The organism is Pedobacter sp. GW822-FHT03F06, assembly GCF_058801365.1.
The window spans coordinates 24,363-43,884 of sequence record NZ_JBXANE010000018.1; the positions used below are offsets into that span (position 1 = coordinate 24,363).

The 19,522-nt window shown below is 38.2% G+C and carries 24 protein-coding genes; 17 read left to right on the forward strand and 7 right to left on the reverse strand.

All coding sequences use genetic code 11. From position 1 onward, the window contains the following. Window positions 1-66 precede the first annotated feature (66 nt). The 5 genes from AC1RJ8_RS23685 to AC1RJ8_RS23705 all read left to right on the forward strand — a co-directional run bounded on the left by AC1RJ8_RS23685 (window position 67) and on the right by AC1RJ8_RS23705 (window position 3,848). Window positions 67-810 (forward strand): shikimate dehydrogenase family protein, encoded by a 744-nt coding sequence (locus AC1RJ8_RS23685; RefSeq protein ID WP_492955902.1) that lies wholly within the window; start codon window positions 67-69, stop codon window positions 808-810. Between the two features lie 55 nt (window positions 811-865). After that, window positions 866-1,453: a gliding motility lipoprotein GldD gene (gene gldD, locus AC1RJ8_RS23690; RefSeq protein WP_492955903.1), complete on the forward strand. Its 588-nt coding sequence runs from the start codon at window positions 866-868 to the stop codon at window positions 1,451-1,453. A 50-nt stretch (window positions 1,454-1,503) separates the two neighbouring features. After that, window positions 1,504-2,142 (forward strand): MBL fold metallo-hydrolase, encoded by a 639-nt coding sequence (locus AC1RJ8_RS23695; RefSeq protein ID WP_492955904.1) that lies wholly within the window; start codon window positions 1,504-1,506, stop codon window positions 2,140-2,142. A gap of 88 nt (window positions 2,143-2,230) precedes the next feature. Continuing rightward, on the forward strand, window positions 2,231-3,466 hold the full coding sequence (locus AC1RJ8_RS23700; RefSeq protein WP_492955905.1) for an ABC transporter permease: 1,236 nt from the start codon (window positions 2,231-2,233) through the stop codon (window positions 3,464-3,466). Between the two features lies 1 nt (window position 3,467). Beyond that, complete coding sequence (locus tag AC1RJ8_RS23705; RefSeq protein WP_492955906.1) at window positions 3,468-3,848, forward strand: hypothetical protein; 381 nt, start codon at window positions 3,468-3,470, stop codon at window positions 3,846-3,848. Window positions 3,849-4,449: 601 nt separating this feature from the next. On the opposite strand, the gene AC1RJ8_RS23710 is transcribed toward AC1RJ8_RS23705, so the two are convergent. The 3 genes from AC1RJ8_RS23710 to AC1RJ8_RS23720 all read right to left on the reverse strand — a co-directional run bounded on the left by AC1RJ8_RS23710 (window position 4,450) and on the right by AC1RJ8_RS23720 (window position 9,299). Then, window positions 4,450-6,126: a sodium/sugar symporter gene (locus AC1RJ8_RS23710; protein WP_492955907.1), complete on the reverse strand. Its 1,677-nt coding sequence runs from the start codon at window positions 6,124-6,126 to the stop codon at window positions 4,450-4,452. A gap of 284 nt (window positions 6,127-6,410) precedes the next feature. Next, window positions 6,411-7,742, reverse strand: coding sequence for a xylose isomerase (gene xylA / locus AC1RJ8_RS23715; protein WP_492955908.1), 1,332 nt, complete (start codon window positions 7,740-7,742; stop codon window positions 6,411-6,413). A 72-nt stretch (window positions 7,743-7,814) separates the two neighbouring features. Continuing rightward, window positions 7,815-9,299, reverse strand: a complete 1,485-nt coding sequence (locus AC1RJ8_RS23720) for a xylulokinase (protein ID WP_492955909.1) — start codon at window positions 9,297-9,299, stop codon at window positions 7,815-7,817. 192 nt (window positions 9,300-9,491) lie between these two features. Here AC1RJ8_RS23720 and AC1RJ8_RS23725 point away from each other — a divergent pair, with 192 nt between their 5' ends. The 5 genes from AC1RJ8_RS23725 (at window position 9,492) to AC1RJ8_RS23745 (ending at window position 12,348) form a co-directional block, all read left to right on the forward strand. After that, a complete protein-coding gene (locus tag AC1RJ8_RS23725) occupies window positions 9,492-9,827 on the forward strand; it encodes a tRNA-binding protein (protein ID WP_492955910.1) in 336 nt (111 codons plus the stop codon). 362 nt (window positions 9,828-10,189) lie between these two features. Next, on the forward strand, window positions 10,190-10,657 hold the full coding sequence (locus AC1RJ8_RS23730) for a nucleoside deaminase (protein ID WP_492955911.1): 468 nt from the start codon (window positions 10,190-10,192) through the stop codon (window positions 10,655-10,657). Between the two features lie 244 nt (window positions 10,658-10,901). After that, a complete protein-coding gene (locus AC1RJ8_RS23735) occupies window positions 10,902-11,510 on the forward strand; it encodes a superoxide dismutase (protein WP_108201324.1) in 609 nt (202 codons plus the stop codon). A 97-nt stretch (window positions 11,511-11,607) separates the two neighbouring features. Beyond that, the gene (locus AC1RJ8_RS23740; protein WP_492955912.1) at window positions 11,608-12,069 is read left to right on the forward strand and encodes a hypothetical protein; all 462 of its coding nucleotides are present in this window, start codon (window positions 11,608-11,610) and stop codon (window positions 12,067-12,069) included. Between the two features lie 39 nt (window positions 12,070-12,108). Then, window positions 12,109-12,348 carry a hypothetical protein gene (locus tag AC1RJ8_RS23745; protein WP_492955913.1) on the forward strand — a complete coding sequence of 80 codons (240 nt, stop codon included), beginning with the start codon at window positions 12,109-12,111 and terminating at the stop codon, window positions 12,346-12,348. A gap of 272 nt (window positions 12,349-12,620) precedes the next feature. Here AC1RJ8_RS23745 and AC1RJ8_RS23750 read toward each other — a convergent pair whose 3' ends face one another. Together AC1RJ8_RS23750 and fcl are read right to left on the reverse strand one after the other, a co-directional pair. Next, window positions 12,621-13,553 carry a hydrogen peroxide-inducible genes activator gene (locus AC1RJ8_RS23750; protein ID WP_492955914.1) on the reverse strand — a complete coding sequence of 311 codons (933 nt, stop codon included), beginning with the start codon at window positions 13,551-13,553 and terminating at the stop codon, window positions 12,621-12,623. 131 nt (window positions 13,554-13,684) lie between these two features. Next, window positions 13,685-14,611, reverse strand: a complete 927-nt coding sequence (gene fcl / locus AC1RJ8_RS23755) for a GDP-L-fucose synthase (RefSeq protein WP_492955915.1) — start codon at window positions 14,609-14,611, stop codon at window positions 13,685-13,687. Window positions 14,612-14,724: 113 nt separating this feature from the next. On the opposite strand from fcl, the gene trmB reads away from it, so the two are divergent. Together trmB and AC1RJ8_RS23765 are read left to right on the forward strand one after the other, a co-directional pair. Next, window positions 14,725-15,375 (forward strand): tRNA (guanosine(46)-N7)-methyltransferase TrmB, encoded by a 651-nt coding sequence (trmB, locus tag AC1RJ8_RS23760; protein WP_492955916.1) that lies wholly within the window; start codon window positions 14,725-14,727, stop codon window positions 15,373-15,375. Beyond that, complete coding sequence (locus tag AC1RJ8_RS23765; protein WP_492955917.1) at window positions 15,375-15,707, forward strand: MGMT family protein; 333 nt, start codon at window positions 15,375-15,377, stop codon at window positions 15,705-15,707. Before trmB ends, AC1RJ8_RS23765 begins: the two co-directional genes overlap by 1 nt. Here the strand turns inward: AC1RJ8_RS23765 and AC1RJ8_RS23770 are convergent. Continuing rightward, on the reverse strand, window positions 15,697-16,056 hold the full coding sequence (locus AC1RJ8_RS23770; protein WP_492955918.1) for a hypothetical protein: 360 nt from the start codon (window positions 16,054-16,056) through the stop codon (window positions 15,697-15,699). The genes AC1RJ8_RS23765 and AC1RJ8_RS23770 overlap by 11 nt on opposite strands. Before the next feature lie 51 nt (window positions 16,057-16,107). On the opposite strand from AC1RJ8_RS23770, the gene AC1RJ8_RS23775 reads away from it, so the two are divergent. From AC1RJ8_RS23775 to AC1RJ8_RS23790, 4 genes are all read left to right on the forward strand, one after another. Next, window positions 16,108-16,449: a carboxymuconolactone decarboxylase family protein gene (locus AC1RJ8_RS23775; protein ID WP_492955919.1), complete on the forward strand. Its 342-nt coding sequence runs from the start codon at window positions 16,108-16,110 to the stop codon at window positions 16,447-16,449. 128 nt (window positions 16,450-16,577) lie between these two features. Then, entirely contained in the window at window positions 16,578-16,877 is a 300-nt protein-coding gene (locus tag AC1RJ8_RS23780) for a four helix bundle protein (protein WP_492955920.1), read from the forward strand. Between the two features lies 1 nt (window position 16,878). Then, the gene (locus AC1RJ8_RS23785) at window positions 16,879-17,466 is read left to right on the forward strand and encodes a DNA-3-methyladenine glycosylase I (protein ID WP_492955921.1); all 588 of its coding nucleotides are present in this window, start codon (window positions 16,879-16,881) and stop codon (window positions 17,464-17,466) included. Further along, window positions 17,466-18,008, forward strand: coding sequence for a GNAT family N-acetyltransferase (locus tag AC1RJ8_RS23790; RefSeq protein WP_492955922.1), 543 nt, complete (start codon window positions 17,466-17,468; stop codon window positions 18,006-18,008). The genes AC1RJ8_RS23785 and AC1RJ8_RS23790 overlap by 1 nt, the downstream gene beginning before the upstream one ends. A gap of 36 nt (window positions 18,009-18,044) precedes the next feature. On the opposite strand, the gene AC1RJ8_RS23795 is transcribed toward AC1RJ8_RS23790, so the two are convergent. Further along, window positions 18,045-18,725 carry a hypothetical protein gene (locus tag AC1RJ8_RS23795; RefSeq protein WP_492955923.1) on the reverse strand — a complete coding sequence of 227 codons (681 nt, stop codon included), beginning with the start codon at window positions 18,723-18,725 and terminating at the stop codon, window positions 18,045-18,047. Window positions 18,726-18,872: 147 nt separating this feature from the next. Here AC1RJ8_RS23795 and AC1RJ8_RS23800 point away from each other — a divergent pair, with 147 nt between their 5' ends. Further along, a complete protein-coding gene (locus AC1RJ8_RS23800) occupies window positions 18,873-19,481 on the forward strand; it encodes a CPBP family glutamic-type intramembrane protease (protein ID WP_492955960.1) in 609 nt (202 codons plus the stop codon). The last annotated feature ends 41 nt before the right edge of the window (window positions 19,482-19,522 follow it).

The following is a 19,522-nucleotide window of genomic DNA, read 5'->3' on the forward strand; positions in this document are numbered from 1 at the left end:
TCTGTAGGTAGTTTATTTCTATCGCATTAAGATTGCTTCGTGCCTCGCAATGACGTAAATACAGTTATGAAAACATACGGCTTAATCGGATACCCACTTTCTCATTCATTCTCGAAAAAATATTTCACGGAAAAATTTCAAAATGAGGGCATAGCCGATCATCAGTACGAGCTTTTCCCTATTGCCGATATTAAATTACTGCCCGATCTGCTAAGTGAAAATCCATCACTTTGTGGGCTTAATGTTACAATTCCGCATAAAGTTAACGTGCTTTGTTATTTAAACGAAGTAGATGAAGCTGCCGAAAAAATTGGGGCCGTAAATTGTATTTCGATTAAGAAATTTGAAGGCGAAAACTATTTAAAAGGCTACAATACCGATGCATATGGCTTTGAAGAATCGCTGAAACCATTATTAGGACCGCAACACACAAAAGCACTTGTTTTTGGTGATGGTGGGGCAGCGAAAGCGGTAAAGTACGTTTTAGAAAAATTAAATATCCAATATCAGGTTGTGGTACGGACAGCTGTTCAGGGTGCTATTCTCTATTCAGAAATTACGCCAGAGATTTTAGCCTCACACCAGTTATTGATCAATACCACCCCGCTCGGAATGTCGCCAAATATAGATACCTTTCCCGAAATTGATTACAGTTTAGTTGGGCCAGGGTATTTAGCTTACGATTTAGTGTACAATCCGCTGGAGACAGCATTTTTGGCTAAAGCTGCTGAGCGCGGTGCAGCAATTAAAAACGGTTTGGAAATGCTGTACAAACAAGCAGAAAAAGCTTGGGCAATCTGGAATAAATAATTTAACCTATCGTCAAAGCAAGTAGGAACGACGGTGCAATCTTTGGTAAAATGTTATGAAACTAAAACAACTGATCTGTATTCCCTTTGTACTACTTTTCTTTATAACAGCTTGTCAGAACCACGATTATAGCCCAAAGCCAAAAGCTTATTACAGGATAGTATTTCCTAAAAAAGATTATACTGCATTTACCAAGCCTGTCCCCTTTACTTTCAAATATCCAACTTATGCGGCGGTAGAACAAGATCAAAGCCGCGATGCCCAAAAGAACTGGTACAATTTGCACTTTAAGCAGTTTAATGGCTTTTTGCATTTAACCTATTACGATGTTTCGGGTAAAGGCGAATATGATGAAATGGTAGAAGATGCCCGAAAGCTTGCTTTTAAACATACGATAAAAGCCAGTGCAATTGATCAAAAACTCATCAATTATCCCGATCATAAAGTTTACGGCATTTATTACGCCATTGAAGGGAATACTGCATCATCAGTCCAGTTTTTTTTAACCGATAGTGCTAAACATTATTTTAGAGGGGCTTTATATTTTAATGAACGCCCACAATACGACTCTATTGAACCCGTTGTTAAATTTATTAAAAAGGATATCGATACCTTGATTTCTACCTTTAGGTGGAAAAATTAATTTATTATTTGTCATCCTGCTTTTGAAAACAGGATTTTTTCTAAAATTTTATGATTACAATAAAAACCTTCACGTTTAATGCCTATAGCGAAAATACCTACGTGCTTTATGATGAAACCAAAGAATGTGTCATTATCGATCCGGGCATGTACGAAGGTTTTGAGCAAAATGAATTGGCGGCTTTCATTAAAAATGAAGGGTTAAAGCCAGTCTTATTGCTCAATACACATTGTCATCTCGATCATGTTTTCGGCAATAAATTTGTGTTCGAAACCTATGGCTTAAAACCACAGTTTCATGCGGGCGAACTGCCAATTTTAAATGCAGTTCCCGGTTATGCACCATCAATGGGTTTTACCCGTTATGATGTATCTCCTCTGCCCGATACCTTTTTGCCCGAAACAGGAACAATTTCTTTTGGTAACATTACACTGACCTTAATTTTTGCTCCGGGGCATTCGCCGGCACACCTGTGTTTTTACAGTGCAGCCGATCATATTTTAATAGGTGGTGATGTGCTTTTTTATGGAAGTATTGGCCGTACCGATCTGCCTGGAGGTAATCATCAGCAATTAATCCAAAACATTTCCGATAAACTTTTTGTCTTACCTGATGAAACCAAAGTTTATCCTGGCCATGGACCAGCCACAAGCATTGGTTTTGAAAAACAACATAACCCATTTTTTTAGCAGGATTAAAGGTTCATAATTGTTAAAGGCTTTACAACCTGAAGCCTTTTACCTTAAAACCCTCAACCTTTTATTTATCTTTGCCGCTGTGAATACATCGTTTTATATTGCCAAAAGGTATCTTTTTGCCAAAAAATCTACCAATGCCATTAACCTGATATCGGGCATATCGATGGTAGGTGTGATGGTTGGCAGTGCCGCATTGATTATTATCCTCTCGGTATTTAACGGTTTAGAAACAGTGGTATTGGATATGTTCGATACCATTACCCCACAAATTGCCATTACACCGGCTAAGGGGAAAACTTTTGATCCGAATACAGGTTATTTTAATCAGCTCAGAAAAAATAAAAATGTTGCCGCTTTTACCGAGGTACTACAAGAAAATGCTTTATTAAAGTACAACAACAAACAAGCTGTTGGAATGGTTAAAGGCGTAAGTTTAGACTATTTAAAAAACACCAAATTAGATAGTACCATAAAAGAAGGCCATTTTATACTGCACAACAGAAGCGGCGATAATGCGGTGATTGGTTCTGCCCTGCAGAGTTATCTGGCCGTAAATACTGTCGATCCCTTTACAGAATTGGAAATCTATTCGCCAAAGAAAGATATCGCGGCAAATAGCTTAAACCCTGCCGACGATTTTGTGGTAAAGAACATTCGGGTAAGTGGTGTTTTTGAAGTACAACAAGATTTCGACAATGGTATTATTGTGCCATTGAATTTCGCCCGCGAACTTTTAGGCGAAGAGAAAAATGTGTCTGCAATAGAGATCAATCTGCAACGGGGTGTTGATGTAGACGATTTTCAAAAAGAGGTAATCGAAAAAGCGGGTAAAGATTATGAAGTCAGAAATCAGGCCGAGCAAAATAAATCACTCTACCACATTTTAAATACCGAAAAATGGGCGGTATATATAATTCTTACTTTTATCCTGATTATTGCTATATTTAATATCATAGGGTCGTTAACCATGTTAGTAATCGATAAAGTGAAGGATGTAGCCATTCTGAGCAGTTTAGGTGCGGGTAAGAAATTAATCAAACGTATATTTTTATTTGAGGGAATGATGATCACCATGTCTGGCTGTGTGCTGGGCTTAATTATTGGCCTCATATTTTATTATTTTCAGCACACTTATGGTTTTATCAAAATGGGTGATGAAGTAAATAAAACGCTGGTAAGTTCTTATCCAATCGGATTAAAATGGAAGGATTTTGTTTTAGTTTTTGTTACAGTAGGCATCTTCTCATTTTTGGCATCTGCTTTGTCATCCAATTTAAGTGTTAAAAAGATAGATCAAATTAATCAAACTATATAAAATGAAGTTATTTAAACAAGCAATTGTATTTGTTGTGCTCCTTGGCGTAGCCGCTACAGCTTGTAGAAACGATAAAGCCGAGGGAGAAAAAAGTAATCTGAAAACGGTTAAAGGTTTGTATAGTTTTGGGCCTGAAATGAAGTCTTTTACCTTATGTGAAGATGGACGTGAGTATTGGGTTAAAGACAGTGTAAAAAACTTAGAGCTCTCTTATAGTAACCTGGGATTTGAAAAGCCATACGAGCCAGTATATGTAGAATTAGAAGGTTATTTCGCGAAGTCTGATACCGCTACAGTTTCGCCAGATTTCGATTCTACCTTGGTGGTGATGAAAGTGCTTAAAATCAGTAAAGAAATCCCTGAGGGGCCTTGTTCGCAGTAATTCATTCAAAACCTACAGGAGTCGTCATGCTGTCCCGAAGATTCGGGATCAAAGGCCTTGGTTCGTGTCTCCACGAACCAAACCAATTGTAAAAGGAAAATATCGTGTAACGATGGTTAGCCTTGCGATTTAAATATTTTTTTCTTGGAGCGCAATAGTAGTGCTTATCGGTTGCTGTAGTCCTGCTTTCCATTACAAGTCCTCTCCCGATGAAAATTCGGGATGCGGGCTTTACACTTCAATCAGGGCTAATTAGGGCGTTTTTCTACAGCTATTAATGGTTTGGGTTTCATTGCATAATTCGCTACGCCCTGCAGCCACAAATAATTGCACCTTCTTAGCCACCTAAACCTGATCGGAGTGGTTCTGATCCTTTTCCGATAAATCGGCACTAAAATTAGCATCAGAAAGAACGGAGAGCAGGACTGTCATAACCTAATGCTGCTGTATCTGCTTTCCAAAAAATAGCGCCTTTATAATTTGCTTAGATAAGCTTTTTTGGAAAAATTTAATTCCCTGTTGTAAATGATTAATTCGTATAAAAACAAAAAAGCTTTCCTGTTTCCAGAAAAGCTTTAGAAATATAATAAAAAGATATCTTCTACCAGTATATACTGTAAAGGGCTACCAATAAACCGATAATAATCAATGAACCAACAGCGAAACCTGTGGTGGTTTTGAACATTTTCGAATCAATTTCCAGTCCTTTTGGATTAACACCGTTTTTGTTTTCGAACAAGCTGATGATTACCATACCGATAATACAGAATACAAATACGATACCCATTCTATCTAAGAAAGGGATTTCGTAAATACCAGTTGCATTTTTAACCGAGAAGCCTACTCCCGATAACCAGGAAAGATCGGTCCAGGTAGGAAGAACCTTTAACAATAACGATAGTCCGAAACCACCAATTGTTGCAAAAAGTGCTGCATTTGAGGTTGCTCTTTTCCAGAAGAAACCCAGAATGAACATGGCAAATATACCTGGAGAAACAAAGCCCGTATACTCCTGGATATATTGGAATCCACCTTTTTTGTCGATACCTAAATATGGTGCAATAATAACGCCCAATACCATGGCTACAACTACCGCAATTTTACCTGTAAAAACGAGGTTCTTTTCAGAAGCATCGGTTTTTAACACTTTCTTGTAAATATCCAGCGTGAAAATGGTTGCAATACTGTTTGCTTTACCAGCTAGTGAGGCTACAACCGCTGCAGTTAATGCTGCAAACGATAAACCTTTTAATCCTGCAGGTAATAAGTTTAACAGTACCGGGTAGGCACGGTCTGGATTAACAGCTCCATCCTGCAGCATTTCCGATTGAAAAGCCCCGTCTTTATATAGTACATAAGCTGCAATACCTGGCAATACTACAATAATCGGCATTAATAACTTTAAGAATGCAGCAAACAAAATACCCCCACGGGCAGTTTTTAAATCTGCACCTAAAGCACGTTGCGTGATGTATTGATTACAGCCCCAATAGTTAAGGTTTACAATCCACATACCGCCTACTAATACGCTTAATCCCGGTAAATCAATGTAATTCTCATTATCGGGTTTTAAGATCATGTGGAAGTGTTCTGATGCTTTTGAGGTCATCAGGCTATAACCTTCAAAAATGCCTGAAGTTCCGTAATGGGTAGAAACCAGGTTTAATGCCAGGTATGTTGTGGCCAAACCACCCAGAATTAAGAAAAATACCTGAATAACATCGGTATAGCCAATTACTTTCATTCCGCCCAGTGTAATTACGATGGCAAAAGCTGCAATGGCATACATACAGAAAGATAAATCGAATCCAGAGATACTGCTAACCGCTAAAGCACCTAAATAAAGAATTGATGTTAAGTTTACCACTACGTACAACAATAACCAGAACACAGCCATAATCATGGCAACGGTGCCGTTGTAGCGTTGGTGTAAAAACTGCGGCATTGTGGCGATCTTGTTTTTCAGGTAAACCGGAATAAAGAAAACAGCAACAATAACCAGGGTAAGGGCAGCCATCCACTCGTAAGTTGCAATTGCCAACCCCATCTTAAAGCCCGATCCGCTCATGCCGATAAACTGTTCTGCAGAAATATTCGATGCAATTAAGGATGCACCGATTGCCCACCAGGTAAGTGAACCTTCAGCTAAGAAATAATCTTTTGAGCCTGTGGATGCGGATTTTTTCTTATTGTAGATGTACAGACCGTAAGCAGCCACAATAACGAAGTACACCGCAAATACAATGTAATCCTTCGTGTCCAATAAATTGTTTTTCATTAATATAATAGTGGTTATTTGGTTTAGAAATCTAAATGTAGTAAAATCATAAATTAATCTCAGCTTTTTTTTGAATTAAAAAGTGTTAAAGTAACGTTTATTAATTTGCGCTGTTAAAAATTAACAGCTTTTCTACTTTCCACAGGCTACAGAGATGGTTAAATTAATGGAGGTTGCCCTGGTTCTCATCCATGGTCGGTATTGCCACAGACTATTCTAATTAAATCAAATCTCCGTGGTCTGTGAGCACACAGACCACGGAGATTACATTATTATAAATTAACTTAAATATACCTGTTAATTAAGTTTTCCAGGTATTCTTGCTTTCCGCTGCGTACTTCTGGTTCGCCGTTTTCTGCAGCGTAATTTCTCAGATCTTCTAAACTTAGTTTGCCCTGTTCAAATTCGGCACCCTTTCCGCTATCAAATGAAGCGTAGCGGTCGGCTCTTATTTTTTTGTAATCAGATTTTTGAAGAATGGCATCCGCTGTGATCAATGCCCTTGCGAAGATGTCCATACCGCCGATGTGTGCATAGAACAGGTCTTTGGGATCAGTAGAGTTACGGCGGATTTTCGCATCGAAGTTCACACCTCCACCTTGTAAGCCACCACCTTCTAAAATGATTAACATGGTTTCTGTTAGCTCGTTAATATCGTTCGGGAACTGATCGGTATCCCAGCCATTTTGATAATCGCCACGGTTTGCGTCGATAGAACCTAATAAACCATTATCTACTGCAACCTGTAATTCGTGCTGGAAAGTATGGCCGGCCAAGGTAGCGTGGTTAACTTCTAAGTTTAATTTGAAATCGGCCAATAGATCGTATTGTTGTAAAAAGCCTTTCACTGTTGCTGCATCGTAATCATATTGATGTTTAGAAGGTTCGCATGGTTTTGGTTCAATGAAGAATGTTCCTTTGAAGCCCTGTTTGCGTGCATAATCTTTAGCGGTATGTAAGAATTTTGCCAGGTGTTCCTGCTCACGTTTCATATTGGTGTTCAATAAACTCATATAACCTTCTCTTCCTCCCCAGAACACATAATTTTCGCCGCCAAGTGCAATAGTAGCATCTAAAGCTGCTTTTACCTGTGCAGCTCCGTGTGCCAGTACATGGAAATCGGGATTGGTAGATGCGCCATTCATGTAGCGCTTATGGCTGAACAAATTCGCTGTTCCCCAAAGTAATTTTACACCACTATCTGCTTGTTTTTGCCTGGCATATTCAACAAGGGCCTGTAATCTGCGCTCGTTTTCGGCAATATCGTCGCTATAATCTACCACATCCACATCGTGGAAGCAATAATAAGGGATTTGCATTTTAGTGATAAATTCAAAGGCTGCGTCCATTTTATCTTTTGCCCTTTCTACTGCATCTTTTTTCTCATCCCAAGGGAAAATATGCGTTGCGCCACCAAACGGATCTGCACCATTGCCGTTAAACGAATGCCAATACGCGCAGGCAAATTTAAAATGCTCGTTCATGGTTTTGCCTGCTACTACTTTGTTGGCATCGTACCATCTAAATGCTAATGGATTGTCGCTTTGCAGGCCTTCAAACTTGATCTGCTCAATGCCCTTAAAAAATTCCTTTGCTCCTGTTACTACTTTTGTCATGTTTTTTTGTTTTTTGGTTGGTGGTCTGCTGGTCAATAGTTCATAGTCGATCCCGCTATGCACAATCAACCATTAATCAATTGCTAATTGTTTCTCTAATATTTTTTTCCAATCCTGATAAATGGGTTCGTACACTGCCGAATGTTGCGGGCTTAAAGTTTTAATTACTTCGTGGTTGTTAAAAGCTTCTTCTGCGTTTTTAAAAATCCTGGCACCTATACCGGCGCCTAAGGCTGCGCCTACACTTCCGTCGTTTTCGTAAAGTTCTACCGGAATGCCCGTAACGTCAACAAAAGTTTGTGCAAATACCTCACTTAAAAAGAGGTTGGCCCTGCCAGCGCGGATTACTTTAGGTTTCATGCCGTTTTCTCTCATAATATCCAGTCCATAGCGGAAAGAAAAGGCAATCCCTTCTTGTACTGCCCTAAAAATATCTGATCGGTTGTGAAGATTTAAGTCGATACCCAATAACTGAGCTCCTGTATATTTGTTGTTTAACATCCGCTCGGCACCATTTCCAAAGGGAAGTACTTTTAAGCCGTTGCTCCCTATTGGTGCTTTTAATGCCAGGTTATTCAGTTCGGCATAGGTAGACTGTGGTGCGAAATTATATTTTGCCCAACGGTACATGCTGCCGGTGCCATTGATACAAAGTAAAACGCCGGTGTGTTTTTTCTCCTCCGAATAGGTTACATGGGCAAAGGTATTCACCCTCGACTGTTTATCGTAGGTAAGATTGTTGCTTACCCCGTAAATCACACCTGATGTTCCGGCTGTTGCAGCAACTTCTCCAGGCTTTAATACATTTAAAGAAAGTGCATTGTTGGGCTGATCGCCGGATTTATAAGCTACCGGGATGCCGGCTGATAGGCCCAGAGACCCTGCAATATCGGTTTTTAAATAACCGTGTTCGGAAAATAAAGTTTTCACCTGCGGAATAAGGTTGCTTGCGATGCCGTAATAATCCATTACATCTTTGGAAATTTCATGATTTTCAAAATCCCAGAAAATGCCTTCAGATAATGCAGAAATACTTGTTGTAATTTCTCCTGTTAATTTCATTGCGATGAAATCGCCTGGCAGCATTATTTTATCGATGCGGTTATAGATTTCGGGCTCATTTGCTTTTACCCAGGCTAGCTTTGAGGCTGTAAAGTTTCCCGGAGAATTTAACAGGTGTTTTAACGATTTCTCCTCTCCAATGGCCTCAAAAGCACTATTGCCTAGCTCTACGGCCCTGCTATCGCACCAAATAATACTATCGCGCAGTACGTTTTGGTCTTTATCTACTACAACCAGACCATGCATTTGGTACGCAATACCAATGGCTTTAATCTCTTTGGGATCAAATAAGCCAGTGGCATTTAATTTAAGGATGGCCTGTTGAACATTTTGCCACCAATCATCAGGCGATTGCTCTGCCCAGCCCGATTGCAAAGATTTGATAGCCGTTTCCTCTTCCGGATACTGAGCCGTTGCTACATTCCTTTGTGTAGCTACATCAACAACGGCAACTTTTATAGATGAGGTTCCTAAATCAATCCCTAATAAATACATGGTTTTAAGTTATTTTAATATTTGGTTATGCAAACGGTTGCATAAAGATAGTGCTTAAAAGATAAAACGCAAATTTTTTGTAAAATCTATTCCATTTAATGCAATCGGTTGAATTGATGTTTATGCCTATTAAAACTACAGTAGAAATATTTTAATAATTTATATTTTTGCCCTTACATTTAAAATTGAACTATGGAAGAGATAACCTGGAATGATTTCGAAAAGGTAGAATTGAGGGTAGGCACCATATTGGAGGCTTTCGAATTTCCTGAAGCCCGGCGGCCTGCTTACAAGGTAAGGGTAGACTTTGGCGAATTCGGCATTAAAATGAGCAGTGCGCAGATTACCAAACATTATTCTTTGGACGAATTACCTGGAAAACAGATTGTAGGGGTGATCAACTTCCCTAAAAAACAGATTGGCAAATTTATGTCCGAATTTTTGGTAACCGGTTTTGCCGATGAAAACGGTGATATTGTATTGACTGCCGTACAAAGTAAAGTTCCTAACGGAAGTAAGTTGATTTAGCCGACTTCTGAAGTTTAACGGAGACTCTTTCCGGCAGATTTAAAAAGATTAAAACGTAGATTTATGTAGATATAATAACATGAAAATCTTTTTAATCTGCGAGATTAATCAGCGCCGATCTGCGGGAAATAGACAATACATTTACCCATTGCGGTTTTCTTATTGAACGCAGGCTTTTTTTAGTAGCCCTGATTGAAGTGGAAAGCGCGCAAACGAGGAACGAGTGCGTACTTGGAACAGAAAGCAGGACTGAAGCAGCCGATAAGTGCTGAAATTGCGCTCCAAAACCTCGACTAGACTTCCGAAGTTTCCAAGAGCAAAGGGCTAGTAAAACTTCGGAAGTGTTACCCTATATTTGCCACATGAGTTTTTACAATTTCGAAAATACCGCCCCAGAGGAAGAAGACATCCATTACATGAAATTGGCCCTGGAAGAAGCAAAAAAAGCTTTGGCTGAAGATGAAATTCCAATCGGCGCAATAGTGGTTAGTAAAAACAGAATTATTGGCCGTGGCTACAATTTAACCGAACGCTTTAATGATGTTACTGCGCATGCAGAAATGCAGGCGTTTACCTCCGCAGCGCAAACGATAGGCGGAAAATATTTAAGGGATTGCACCTTATATGTAACCATCGAGCCTTGTGTAATGTGTGCCGGTGCAAGCTATTGGACACAGATTGGCCGCATTGTGTATGGTGCCAGAGAGGAAAAAAGGGGCTTTATCTCCAAAAACGCGAATTTGCTGCATCCAAAAACGGTGTTAAAAGGAGGGATAATGGCAGAAGAATGTGCGGCGCTTATGAGAAATTTCTTTGCGAAGAAAAGGTGAGTTAATGGCTCATAGTTCACTGACAAGCGGACTATTTTACTATCGACCATTAACTACTGACTAAATAGTAAATTTTTTCATTAAAACTGTTTAGCTATCGCCCTGAGCCTTACAACTTTTGAACTCCCAACTTTACAACAACTGAACAGAAAACGATTTGATGATAATAACATGAACAAATCTTAACGTTCTAATGTTATATTTGCTACAAGAAACATTTTTAAATCTTTAAACATAAAACATTATGGCTTTTGAATTACCTGCGTTACATTACGCAACCGATGCATTAGAACCGCATATTGATAAAACTACCATGGAAATTCACCATGATAAACACCATCAAGCTTACGTTACCAACCTAAATAAAGCGTTAGAAGGTAAGCCAGAGGCGACTTCGAGCATCGAGGAAATTGTAAAACACATTTCAAAATTCCCAGCTGCTGTTAGAAACAACGGTGGTGGCCACTATAACCACTCTTTATTCTGGAATATTTTAGGCCCAAATAAAGGTGGTGAGCCAACAGGCGATCTAGCTAAAGCAATTAACGAAACTTTTGGATCGTTTGCTGATCTTAAAACTAAATTACAAGAAGCTGGTGCTACCCGTTTTGGTTCTGGCTGGGCTTGGTTATCAGTTGGTGCTGATAAAAAACTTCAGGTTTCTTCTACGCCAAACCAAGATAACCCCTTAATGGATGTTGCTGAAGTAAAAGGAACACCAATTTTAGGTATCGATGTTTGGGAGCACGCATATTACTTAAAATACCAAAACAAACGCCCTGATTACTTAGCGGCAATTTGGAATGTAATTAATTGGGATGCAGTTGCTGAACTTTACAAAAAAGCTTTGTAAGCTAAACATTCAATAAAATTCAAGAAAGTCCTGATGCAAATCGGGACTTTCTTGTTTTAAGATAATTAAGTAACTTCGCAGATATAAAATGTTCGAAATGAAAAGGCTTGTAATTTTATTTTTAATTATTGTTGGTGTAAATGGATTGGTGCGTGCACAACAGAATAAAGTACCTACTCCAGGGGAAATTGCACAGAAGAATGTGGAGGATCTGGATAAACGGTTAAAACTAAATGGCACGCAAAAAAGCGTAATCTACAGCTTTACCTATAACCAGGCAAAAGAGCAGGCTGATTTAATTAAAAGACAACAGGCAGGCAACTCGCGCGAAGAAGATGTAGATAAATTCTATAAACTGCAGAACGAAACCTCAAAAAATATCCGCAATGTTTTAAGGCCGGAACAACAAACCGAATATGATAAAATCATTGAGGAACGTTTAAGTGGTAAAGGTTTAAAAGCTAAAAACAAGAAAAAGAAAAAAGGCGAAGAGGAAGAAGTGGAAAGCGATATTAAAGGATTGTTATCTGCACCTCCAGCACAAAAACAAAATCTTTAAGCAAGCTAGCGCCTTTGTAATCGATTAATTCAATAACAAATGCCAGAGATAATCGTAGGCACTATTGTACTCGGACTTCTATTGTCGCCGCAATTACTTGCAGGTTTTTTGGCAAAGCGAACAGGCCGGAATTTTTGGTTCTGGTTTTTCATTTCCTTTTTAATCCCCATTATTTCGTTAATTATTTTGATCTTTTTAGAAGATAAAAATCCTGCTGCATCAGGCTACAAACTGGCTGATCATGTAGATAGAGGCCGTGAGCTAATTCACGAAGCTTAAAAGCCTCTTTTATTGATTTAGCACTTACTAAGTATTATCAAAACACGGCAGTAAAGTCGTCATTGCTGAGGTAGGAAGCTAACCGAACGGAGTGAGCTCATGAATGCCTTTAAAAGCAACTGCAAAAATGAATAATCTTTAATGCACACATGCTACTAGCGATCGTTGTAAGATTGCTTTGTCGGCTGAAAAAGCCTTCTCGCAATGACGATCATATTAAAAGCTTTCGAAGTTTTTCCATCGCTTGGCCCTTTTAAACTTCGCAAGAAGAACTAAATCCCAATAATATCTTTTTTCTTTTTTTGCTTCATGGTTTTTGGGATAATCTCTAATATCTCATCTTTCAAAGCATTAAGCATCCGTTTTTTAATAAAGTTTTTATGGGTTACCAGGCTGATCTCCCGCACAGGCTCAGGCGATTTAAAATGTCTGATCTTATTGGTCTGCTTTGCATTTAATTCTGTTATGGCCAGCTCGGGCAATAATGTTGCGCCGCCGTTTAAATCAACCATCCTAACCAGGGTTTCTACACTGCCTGTATTATATTCCAGTCCCTGTAGCCTGTTGTTTTTTGTAGAGCGGCAGATGTTCAATACCTGATTGCGCATACAATGACCTTCATTCAATAGCCAGATGTTTTCATCGTTCAGATCTTCGGCATCAACGGCCTTCTTTTTATAAAGCTTGCTGTTTTTGCTGATATAGCTTACAAAGTTTTCGTAATATAATGGGATTTCGGTAATGTTCGGATCGGTAAGTGGCGTGGCTAAGATACCACAATCCAGTACACCTGTTTTGAGGTGGTGAATAATATCTTCGGTGGTATATTCCCAGATTAAAAGTTTTAATTCAGGATATTTGTCCAGCATGGCAGATATTACTTCTGGGAGCAGATATGGTGCAACAGTTGGAATTACGCCTATTCTTAATTCGCCTAAAACATCCTGCTGCTGACTGCTGATCAGTTCTTTTATTTTTCCGCTTTCCTGTAAAATAATCCTGGCCTGGGCAATAATCTGGGCGCCAATTTCAGTCGGGCTTACCGGTTGTTTGCTCCTGTCGAAAATTTTAACGCTGATCAATTCCTCCAGTTTTTGCACCTGCATACTTAAAGTAGGTTGCGTTACAAAACATTTATCTGCAGCGGTAACAAAACTTCTGTAAGTATCTACAGCAACAATATATTCCAGCTGAACTAAAGTCATATAGTTAAAATTTATTTATCAAAACAAATATATAAATTCTAACTATATAAAGTTAACGAATGAGAGAATTAGTGAGTGATTGAATGAAAGTGGATTAAGGCATTCTGTCATTCAAACCTTCTCTCATTATTTTAATATCTGCTTTCGAAATCCTGATAAGCCAGGGCAATACCTTCTTTAAGTTCGATTTGATGTTTCCAGCCTAAATTATGAAGTTTGCTTACATCCATTAATTTACGCGGTGTTCCATCAGGTTTGCTGGCATCAAATACCAATTCGCCTTCAAAGCCCAATACGTCTTTGATTAATAAAGCTAAATCTTTAATGGTTAAATCGTGTCCCGTACCCACATTAATCAGATGTGGTTCGTTATAGTTTTGCATCAGGAAATAGCAGGCATCAGCCAGATCATCTGCAAACAAAAATTCGCGCATAGGCGATCCTGATCCCCAAACCACAATCTCCTTTTCGTTGTTCGCTTTTGCTTCGTGTACCTTACGGATCAAAGCGGGTAAAACATGCGAATTTTGAGGGTGATAATTGTCATTAAAGCCATATAAATTAGTTGGCATAACCGAAATGAAATTACAGCCATACTGATCGCGGTAGGCATCGCACATTTTGATCCCTGCAATTTTTGCAATGGCATAAGGCTCGTTGGTGTGCTCTAATGTTCCGGTTAAAAGGTAATCTTCCTTTAAAGGTTGTGGGGCCATTTTAGGGTAAATACAGCTCGAGCCTAAAAACATTAATTTTTTAACGCCATTTACATAAGCATTGTGTATCACGTTATTTTGTATGGCTAAATTTTCGTAGAGAAAATCGGCCCTGTATGTATTGTTGGCTACAATGCCACCCACTTTTGCTGCGGCAAGAAATACATAATCTGGTTTTTCTGCTGCAAAAAAATCTGTAACGGCTTGTTGGTTTCGTAAATCTAACTCGCTTGAAGTTTTGGTTATAATATTCTCGTAACCCTCTTTTTGCAGTTTGCGGTAAATGGCCGAACCTACCATACCACGATGGCCTGCAACATATATTTTAGCGTTTTTTTCCACGGTATTTTTTATAAGTTACAAAAATACGATTCCTAAATAAGAATGACATTAATCTTTCTGGCAAAAGAAACTTCGATTATTGATTTAATTGTATTTTTGCAGAAAAAAAACTTTTGGGTAAAGATAAACTTAGGCGTTTTGCAGAAATCGAAACATTTGCAAACGTATATCAATTAGAACAAGGAAAAGCTTTAAAGGGAAACTGGGCTTCAGCACATTTTAAAAATGCGAATCCCATTGTACTCGAACTGGCATGTGGAAAAGGCGAATATTCGGTAAACTTAGCCAGGTTATTTCCTGAAAAAAACTTTATAGGTGTTGATTATAAAGGTAACCGCATATGGAGAGGTGCAAAAACAGCTATTGAAGATGGAATTAACAACGTTGCTTTTTTAAGAATCCAAATTGAAAATTTATTGGAGTACTTCAACGAGGGAGAAATTGATGAGATCTGGATCACTTTCCCCGATCCGCAACCACAGGATAGCCGTGAGAAAAAACGTTTGACTTTCCCCGCATTCCTGAACCGTTATAAACTTGTTTTAAAACCAGGAGGCAATGTTAATCTGAAAACGGATAACGATCAACTGTATGCTTATACTTGCGAAAAGGTGGCAGAATTAGGATTGCCTGTACATAAAAATACCGATCATCTGTATACTTCTGAACTGGTTGATGAAGTATTGTCGATCAAAACCTATTACGAGAAAAAATACTTGTTACACGATAAAAATATTAATTATATTCAATTTTCTTTTGAATAATGGATACCAACTTTTACGAACAGGTTTATGAGATTGCCCGCTTAATTCCGAAAGGAAGGGTTACCTCTTATGGGGCTATCGCGAAAAGTTTAGGTACAGCAAAATCATCTAGAATGGTGGGGCATGCCATGCTTTATGCCGGAACAGCCCAGCCTAGTGTGCCTGCCCATAGAGTGGTAAACAGTAGTGGCCTGTTAACCGGAAAGTTTCATTTCAAACCGCCCGAACTGATGGAGGAGCTGTTGAGGAACGAAGGCGTCGAAGTAAAGAACGATAAGGTGGTAAACTTTAAAAAAGTATTCTGGAATCCACTCGAAGAAATTACAGTATAACGGGTAAACTTCGTTTATAATCGGTAAGGGTAAAAATAATCAGAATCAATAAACCTAAGCAGGCATAGAAAATTTCGTCGGTTAAATTTCCTTTAAAAAGCGTAAAGGCTAAGATGACAAGGATAATACTAACAAAAAATTCGATAAGGCCATGAAGTTTAAGGTTAATGATCTTAAAAATACCCCCGCTGAAATTAGTGGTTATCGTTAATAAAAAATGAATGATGCCCAATGTGTAAGCCAGTGTTGAAGCGGTTTTAGAAAGACCAAAAATATCAGGTGAAGCCAGTAAAAGCATTACCAACAGGTAATCTAAAACGGCATGAAATTTTGGAGATATCATTTTCATAATCAAATGTTTATATCCCTAACAAATAACAGTTAAAAAAGATTTTAAAATATGGGAAAGCTTGTAGAAGAATTTAATGGCTATCGTGAAAAAATGAACGATAGAATTATGGAGACCGCAAATACAAATATTAAACGTTTTTTTGCGCTAGATACAACCTCCTATGCCGATGGAGCTTTAGATGTTAAAACGAAAGAGATGTTAGGCCTGGTAGCCTCGATGGTTTTGCGTTGTGATGATTGCATTAAATACCATTTGGGCAAATGTTTTGATGCTGGTGTAAACCATGATGAGATGAACGAAATTTTCATGATCGCCAATCTTGTAGGTGGGAGTATTGTAATTCCGCACTACAGGAGAGCTGTGGAGTACTGGGATGAGCTGAATGCTTAGTCCTAAGTCCCCAGTCTAAAGTCTTTAGTCTGTCCTCAAATTGTTATATTAGTTTAAAAAAACTATGGGGAAGTTTAGAGAACTAATGGCTTATAAAAAAAGGATTTTCTCTGTTGATGGATATCTTTATGTTAACAAAAGAATTTCCTAAATCTGAGCAATATAGTTTGGTTGACCAAATTCGCAGATCTTCAAGGTCTGTATGTAGTAGTATAGGTGAAGCTTATAAAAAAAGAAGGTATCCAAATCATTTTATCAGTAAACTATCAGATGCAGATATGGAAAATGGTGAAACGCAAGTTTGGTTAGATGTAGCGCTTGCATGTAACTATATCTCTCAAGAAAAATTCAATCATCTAGATAGTCAATGTGAAGAAGTAAGCAAATTATTAAACTTCATGATTAACAATCCAGCAAAATTTGCATAATATGACTCAAGACTCTGGACTCAAGACTAAGGACTCAATAACCCGTTGCAGCTGGGCCGGAAATGACCCACTTTACATCAAATACCACGATGAAGAATGGGGAAAGCCTGTTTATGATGATAAAATTTTATTCGAATTCCTGATTCTCGAAGGTGCTCAGGCTGGTTTAAGCTGGATTACTATTCTCAAAAGGCGGGAAAACTACCGGAAAGCCTTTGCCGATTTTGAGGTTAACAAAGTAGCTGCTTTTACTGAAAAAGATGTAGAACGGCTGATGAACGATGAAGGTATTATCCGCAATCGTTTAAAAGTTAACGGTGCCATTACCAATGCCAAACTGTTCATCGAAATTCAGAAAGAATTTGGAAGCTTTTCTAAATACATGTGGGGTTTTGTTCCAGGTGGCAAACCAATCCAAAATCAAATCGAAAAAATGAGTGATGTTCCGCCAAGAACCGAACTTTCCGATCAGATCAGTAAAGACATGAAAAAACGTGGTTTCAAATTTTTTGGCACCACCATCTGTTACGCACATATGCAGGCAACCGGCATGGTTAACGATCATTTGTTAAACTGCTGCGCAAGGTAATGTTTGCTGAAGCTACAATACACACGGATAGATTTTTATTGAGGCAATTTTGTTCTGACGATCTGGCATTTGTTTTTGAAGGATTATCCCATCCTGATGTGATTCGCTATTATGGTGTGCGCTATGCAAGCCTGGAGGAAACCAATGAGCAATTGATCTGGTTCAATGACCTTCAAAAAAATGAAACGGGTATCTGGTGGGCAATCTGTGATAAAGAAAACCTTGGTCTCTTAGGTGCCATAGGATTTAATGATTTAAGTAAAACGGATCAAAAGGCCGAAATAGGTTTTTGGCTATTGCCCGAATATTGGGGAAAAGGCATCATCAAAGAAGTAGCAAATCCCATTTGCAATTATGCCTTTGAGAAATTAGGCTTAAGAAAAATCGAGGCTATAGTTGAAACTCAAAATGAAAACAGCAAAAAGGTGCTGCAAAAACTTGATTTTGATTATCAGAAAACAATGGAGAACTGTGAAATTAAAAACGATAAATTTATCAGTTTAGCCACTTATGTAAAGCTAAAGCGCGAAGATATGAGTTAAACGATCTTGCAATCCTGAAATCAGTTAATCCTGATTCTATTTCTTTGTCGCGTTATATTCCTTAACCCATTCAATTACATCCCTACTGTTAAAATCTGTTCCAGCTTCAACTTTAGCTTTTAAAGCAGGTTGGTCGCCTATCTTTTGCAATAAAATATTTTTAACATCAATCTTTTTTGTGTCCTCAGTTATTGCTTTCATCGGCACTTCCTGTAAAGGCCCGGCACCTGGTTTTTCAATAAAGTAACGAACAACCGGCGCACCTGCCGGTCTCTCTGGTGCCGTATTACGGCCACCGCCAATGCTAATGCCTCCACCCATACCCATTCCGCCATAACCGCCGGTTCCTGTACCAATACCAATTGACGGCCTGAATTTTACTTTTTTCTCTTTTACCGCAGGAACTAAAGTACCTCCGCCAAAAGAATAAAGATTAACCGTTCCCATTTCGATTACCTTAACAAAACGGTATTCAAAATTGCGCCCATTTGCAAAACCCTTGCTTACAAAGCTATCACCGTTCCAGAAGAAGTTCTTAACATCTTTTGCCGGCAAAATCACATCAGCTTCATCATTGGCACTAATAAAAACCGAAAAATAATCGGTTCCCTTTATCGTTCCACGGATGACATCATCATTGTTTTTAACAATAAAATCCTGGGCTTGAGCGGTAATAATTATTGAAAAAAATAAAATAAAAAAGCTAAAAATCTTCATATGTTAGTAATCTCGGGATATAAAGTAAGTTATTCAAAAATAATATTCAATATACGAATGATACAAACGCTCTCTGCATTTTGGCAATTCTTAAAAAAGCCAAAACCTTTAAAACTCAGTAAAGATAATAAATCTCTTTGGAGAGATATGTTATGGCTGCTCATACTTGATCTATTATTTGCAGGTTTAGTATTAACTACCTACTGTATTTTAGTGCATTTGAAAATTATTAAAGAATATGTTCAAGAGATCGATATCCTGAAAAAATATGGGTTAACAGTGACCTTACTTTTGGTATGTATTTTCGCTCCAGTATTAGAAGAGTTTTTATTTAGGTGGCACCTGAGAAAGAAATATATACCAATATACTTTGTGTGTCTTACCTTGGGCCTGATATCAAATTACTTTATAAGGAGCAGTTTCCTCACGTGGCCTGTTTATATCTTTTTTCTTCTCGTCGCATTAATTGTTCAAGGATATTTTAAACGGATGGATATACGTAAGAGGCTGATTTTTCAACAGAGATCATTTGGTTATCTCTTTTATTATTCTGCTATTATATTTGGTTTAATACACTTAGGCAATATTAAAGGTTTAACATTAAACGATCCAGCTTTTATCTTGTTTGTAATCTCGCAAGCGTTTATGGGTTTATCATTGGGCTATCTGAGAATTAAATACGGTTTGATATATTCAATTTTATTACATGGCTTCTTTAATTTTACTCTGGTATTATTAACATTCTTTTTCTCTTAAATTGGGGTTTACTCTTTTCTAAACCTTTAACTTTGGTTACT

Coding starts and splice junctions, on each gene's coding strand:
- AC1RJ8_RS23685 (WP_492955902.1), top strand. CDS start 67: ATGAAAACATACGGCTTAATCGGATACCCACTTTCTCATTCATTCTCG.
- gldD (WP_492955903.1), top strand. CDS start 866: ATGAAACTAAAACAACTGATCTGTATTCCCTTTGTACTACTTTTCTTT.
- AC1RJ8_RS23695 (WP_492955904.1), top strand. CDS start 1,504: ATGATTACAATAAAAACCTTCACGTTTAATGCCTATAGCGAAAATACC.
- AC1RJ8_RS23705 (WP_492955906.1), top strand. CDS start 3,468: ATGAAGTTATTTAAACAAGCAATTGTATTTGTTGTGCTCCTTGGCGTA.
- AC1RJ8_RS23710 (WP_492955907.1), bottom strand. CDS start 6,126: ATGAAAAACAATTTATTGGACACGAAGGATTACATTGTATTTGCGGTG.
- xylA (WP_492955908.1), bottom strand. CDS start 7,742: ATGACAAAAGTAGTAACAGGAGCAAAGGAATTTTTTAAGGGCATTGAG.
- AC1RJ8_RS23720 (WP_492955909.1), bottom strand. CDS start 9,299: ATGTATTTATTAGGGATTGATTTAGGAACCTCATCTATAAAAGTTGCC.
- AC1RJ8_RS23725 (WP_492955910.1), top strand. CDS start 9,492: ATGGAAGAGATAACCTGGAATGATTTCGAAAAGGTAGAATTGAGGGTA.
- AC1RJ8_RS23730 (WP_492955911.1), top strand. CDS start 10,190: ATGAGTTTTTACAATTTCGAAAATACCGCCCCAGAGGAAGAAGACATC.
- AC1RJ8_RS23735 (WP_108201324.1), top strand. CDS start 10,902: ATGGCTTTTGAATTACCTGCGTTACATTACGCAACCGATGCATTAGAA.
- AC1RJ8_RS23740 (WP_492955912.1), top strand. CDS start 11,608: ATGAAAAGGCTTGTAATTTTATTTTTAATTATTGTTGGTGTAAATGGA.
- AC1RJ8_RS23745 (WP_492955913.1), top strand. CDS start 12,109: ATGCCAGAGATAATCGTAGGCACTATTGTACTCGGACTTCTATTGTCG.
- AC1RJ8_RS23750 (WP_492955914.1), bottom strand. CDS start 13,553: ATGACTTTAGTTCAGCTGGAATATATTGTTGCTGTAGATACTTACAGA.
- AC1RJ8_RS23765 (WP_492955917.1), top strand. CDS start 15,375: ATGGATACCAACTTTTACGAACAGGTTTATGAGATTGCCCGCTTAATT.
- AC1RJ8_RS23770 (WP_492955918.1), bottom strand. CDS start 16,056: ATGAAAATGATATCTCCAAAATTTCATGCCGTTTTAGATTACCTGTTG.
- AC1RJ8_RS23775 (WP_492955919.1), top strand. CDS start 16,108: ATGGGAAAGCTTGTAGAAGAATTTAATGGCTATCGTGAAAAAATGAAC.
- AC1RJ8_RS23780 (WP_492955920.1), top strand. CDS start 16,578: ATGTTAACAAAAGAATTTCCTAAATCTGAGCAATATAGTTTGGTTGAC.
- AC1RJ8_RS23785 (WP_492955921.1), top strand. CDS start 16,879: ATGACTCAAGACTCTGGACTCAAGACTAAGGACTCAATAACCCGTTGC.
- AC1RJ8_RS23790 (WP_492955922.1), top strand. CDS start 17,466: ATGTTTGCTGAAGCTACAATACACACGGATAGATTTTTATTGAGGCAA.
- AC1RJ8_RS23795 (WP_492955923.1), bottom strand. CDS start 18,725: ATGAAGATTTTTAGCTTTTTTATTTTATTTTTTTCAATAATTATTACC.
- AC1RJ8_RS23800 (WP_492955960.1), top strand. CDS start 18,873: ATGTTATGGCTGCTCATACTTGATCTATTATTTGCAGGTTTAGTATTA.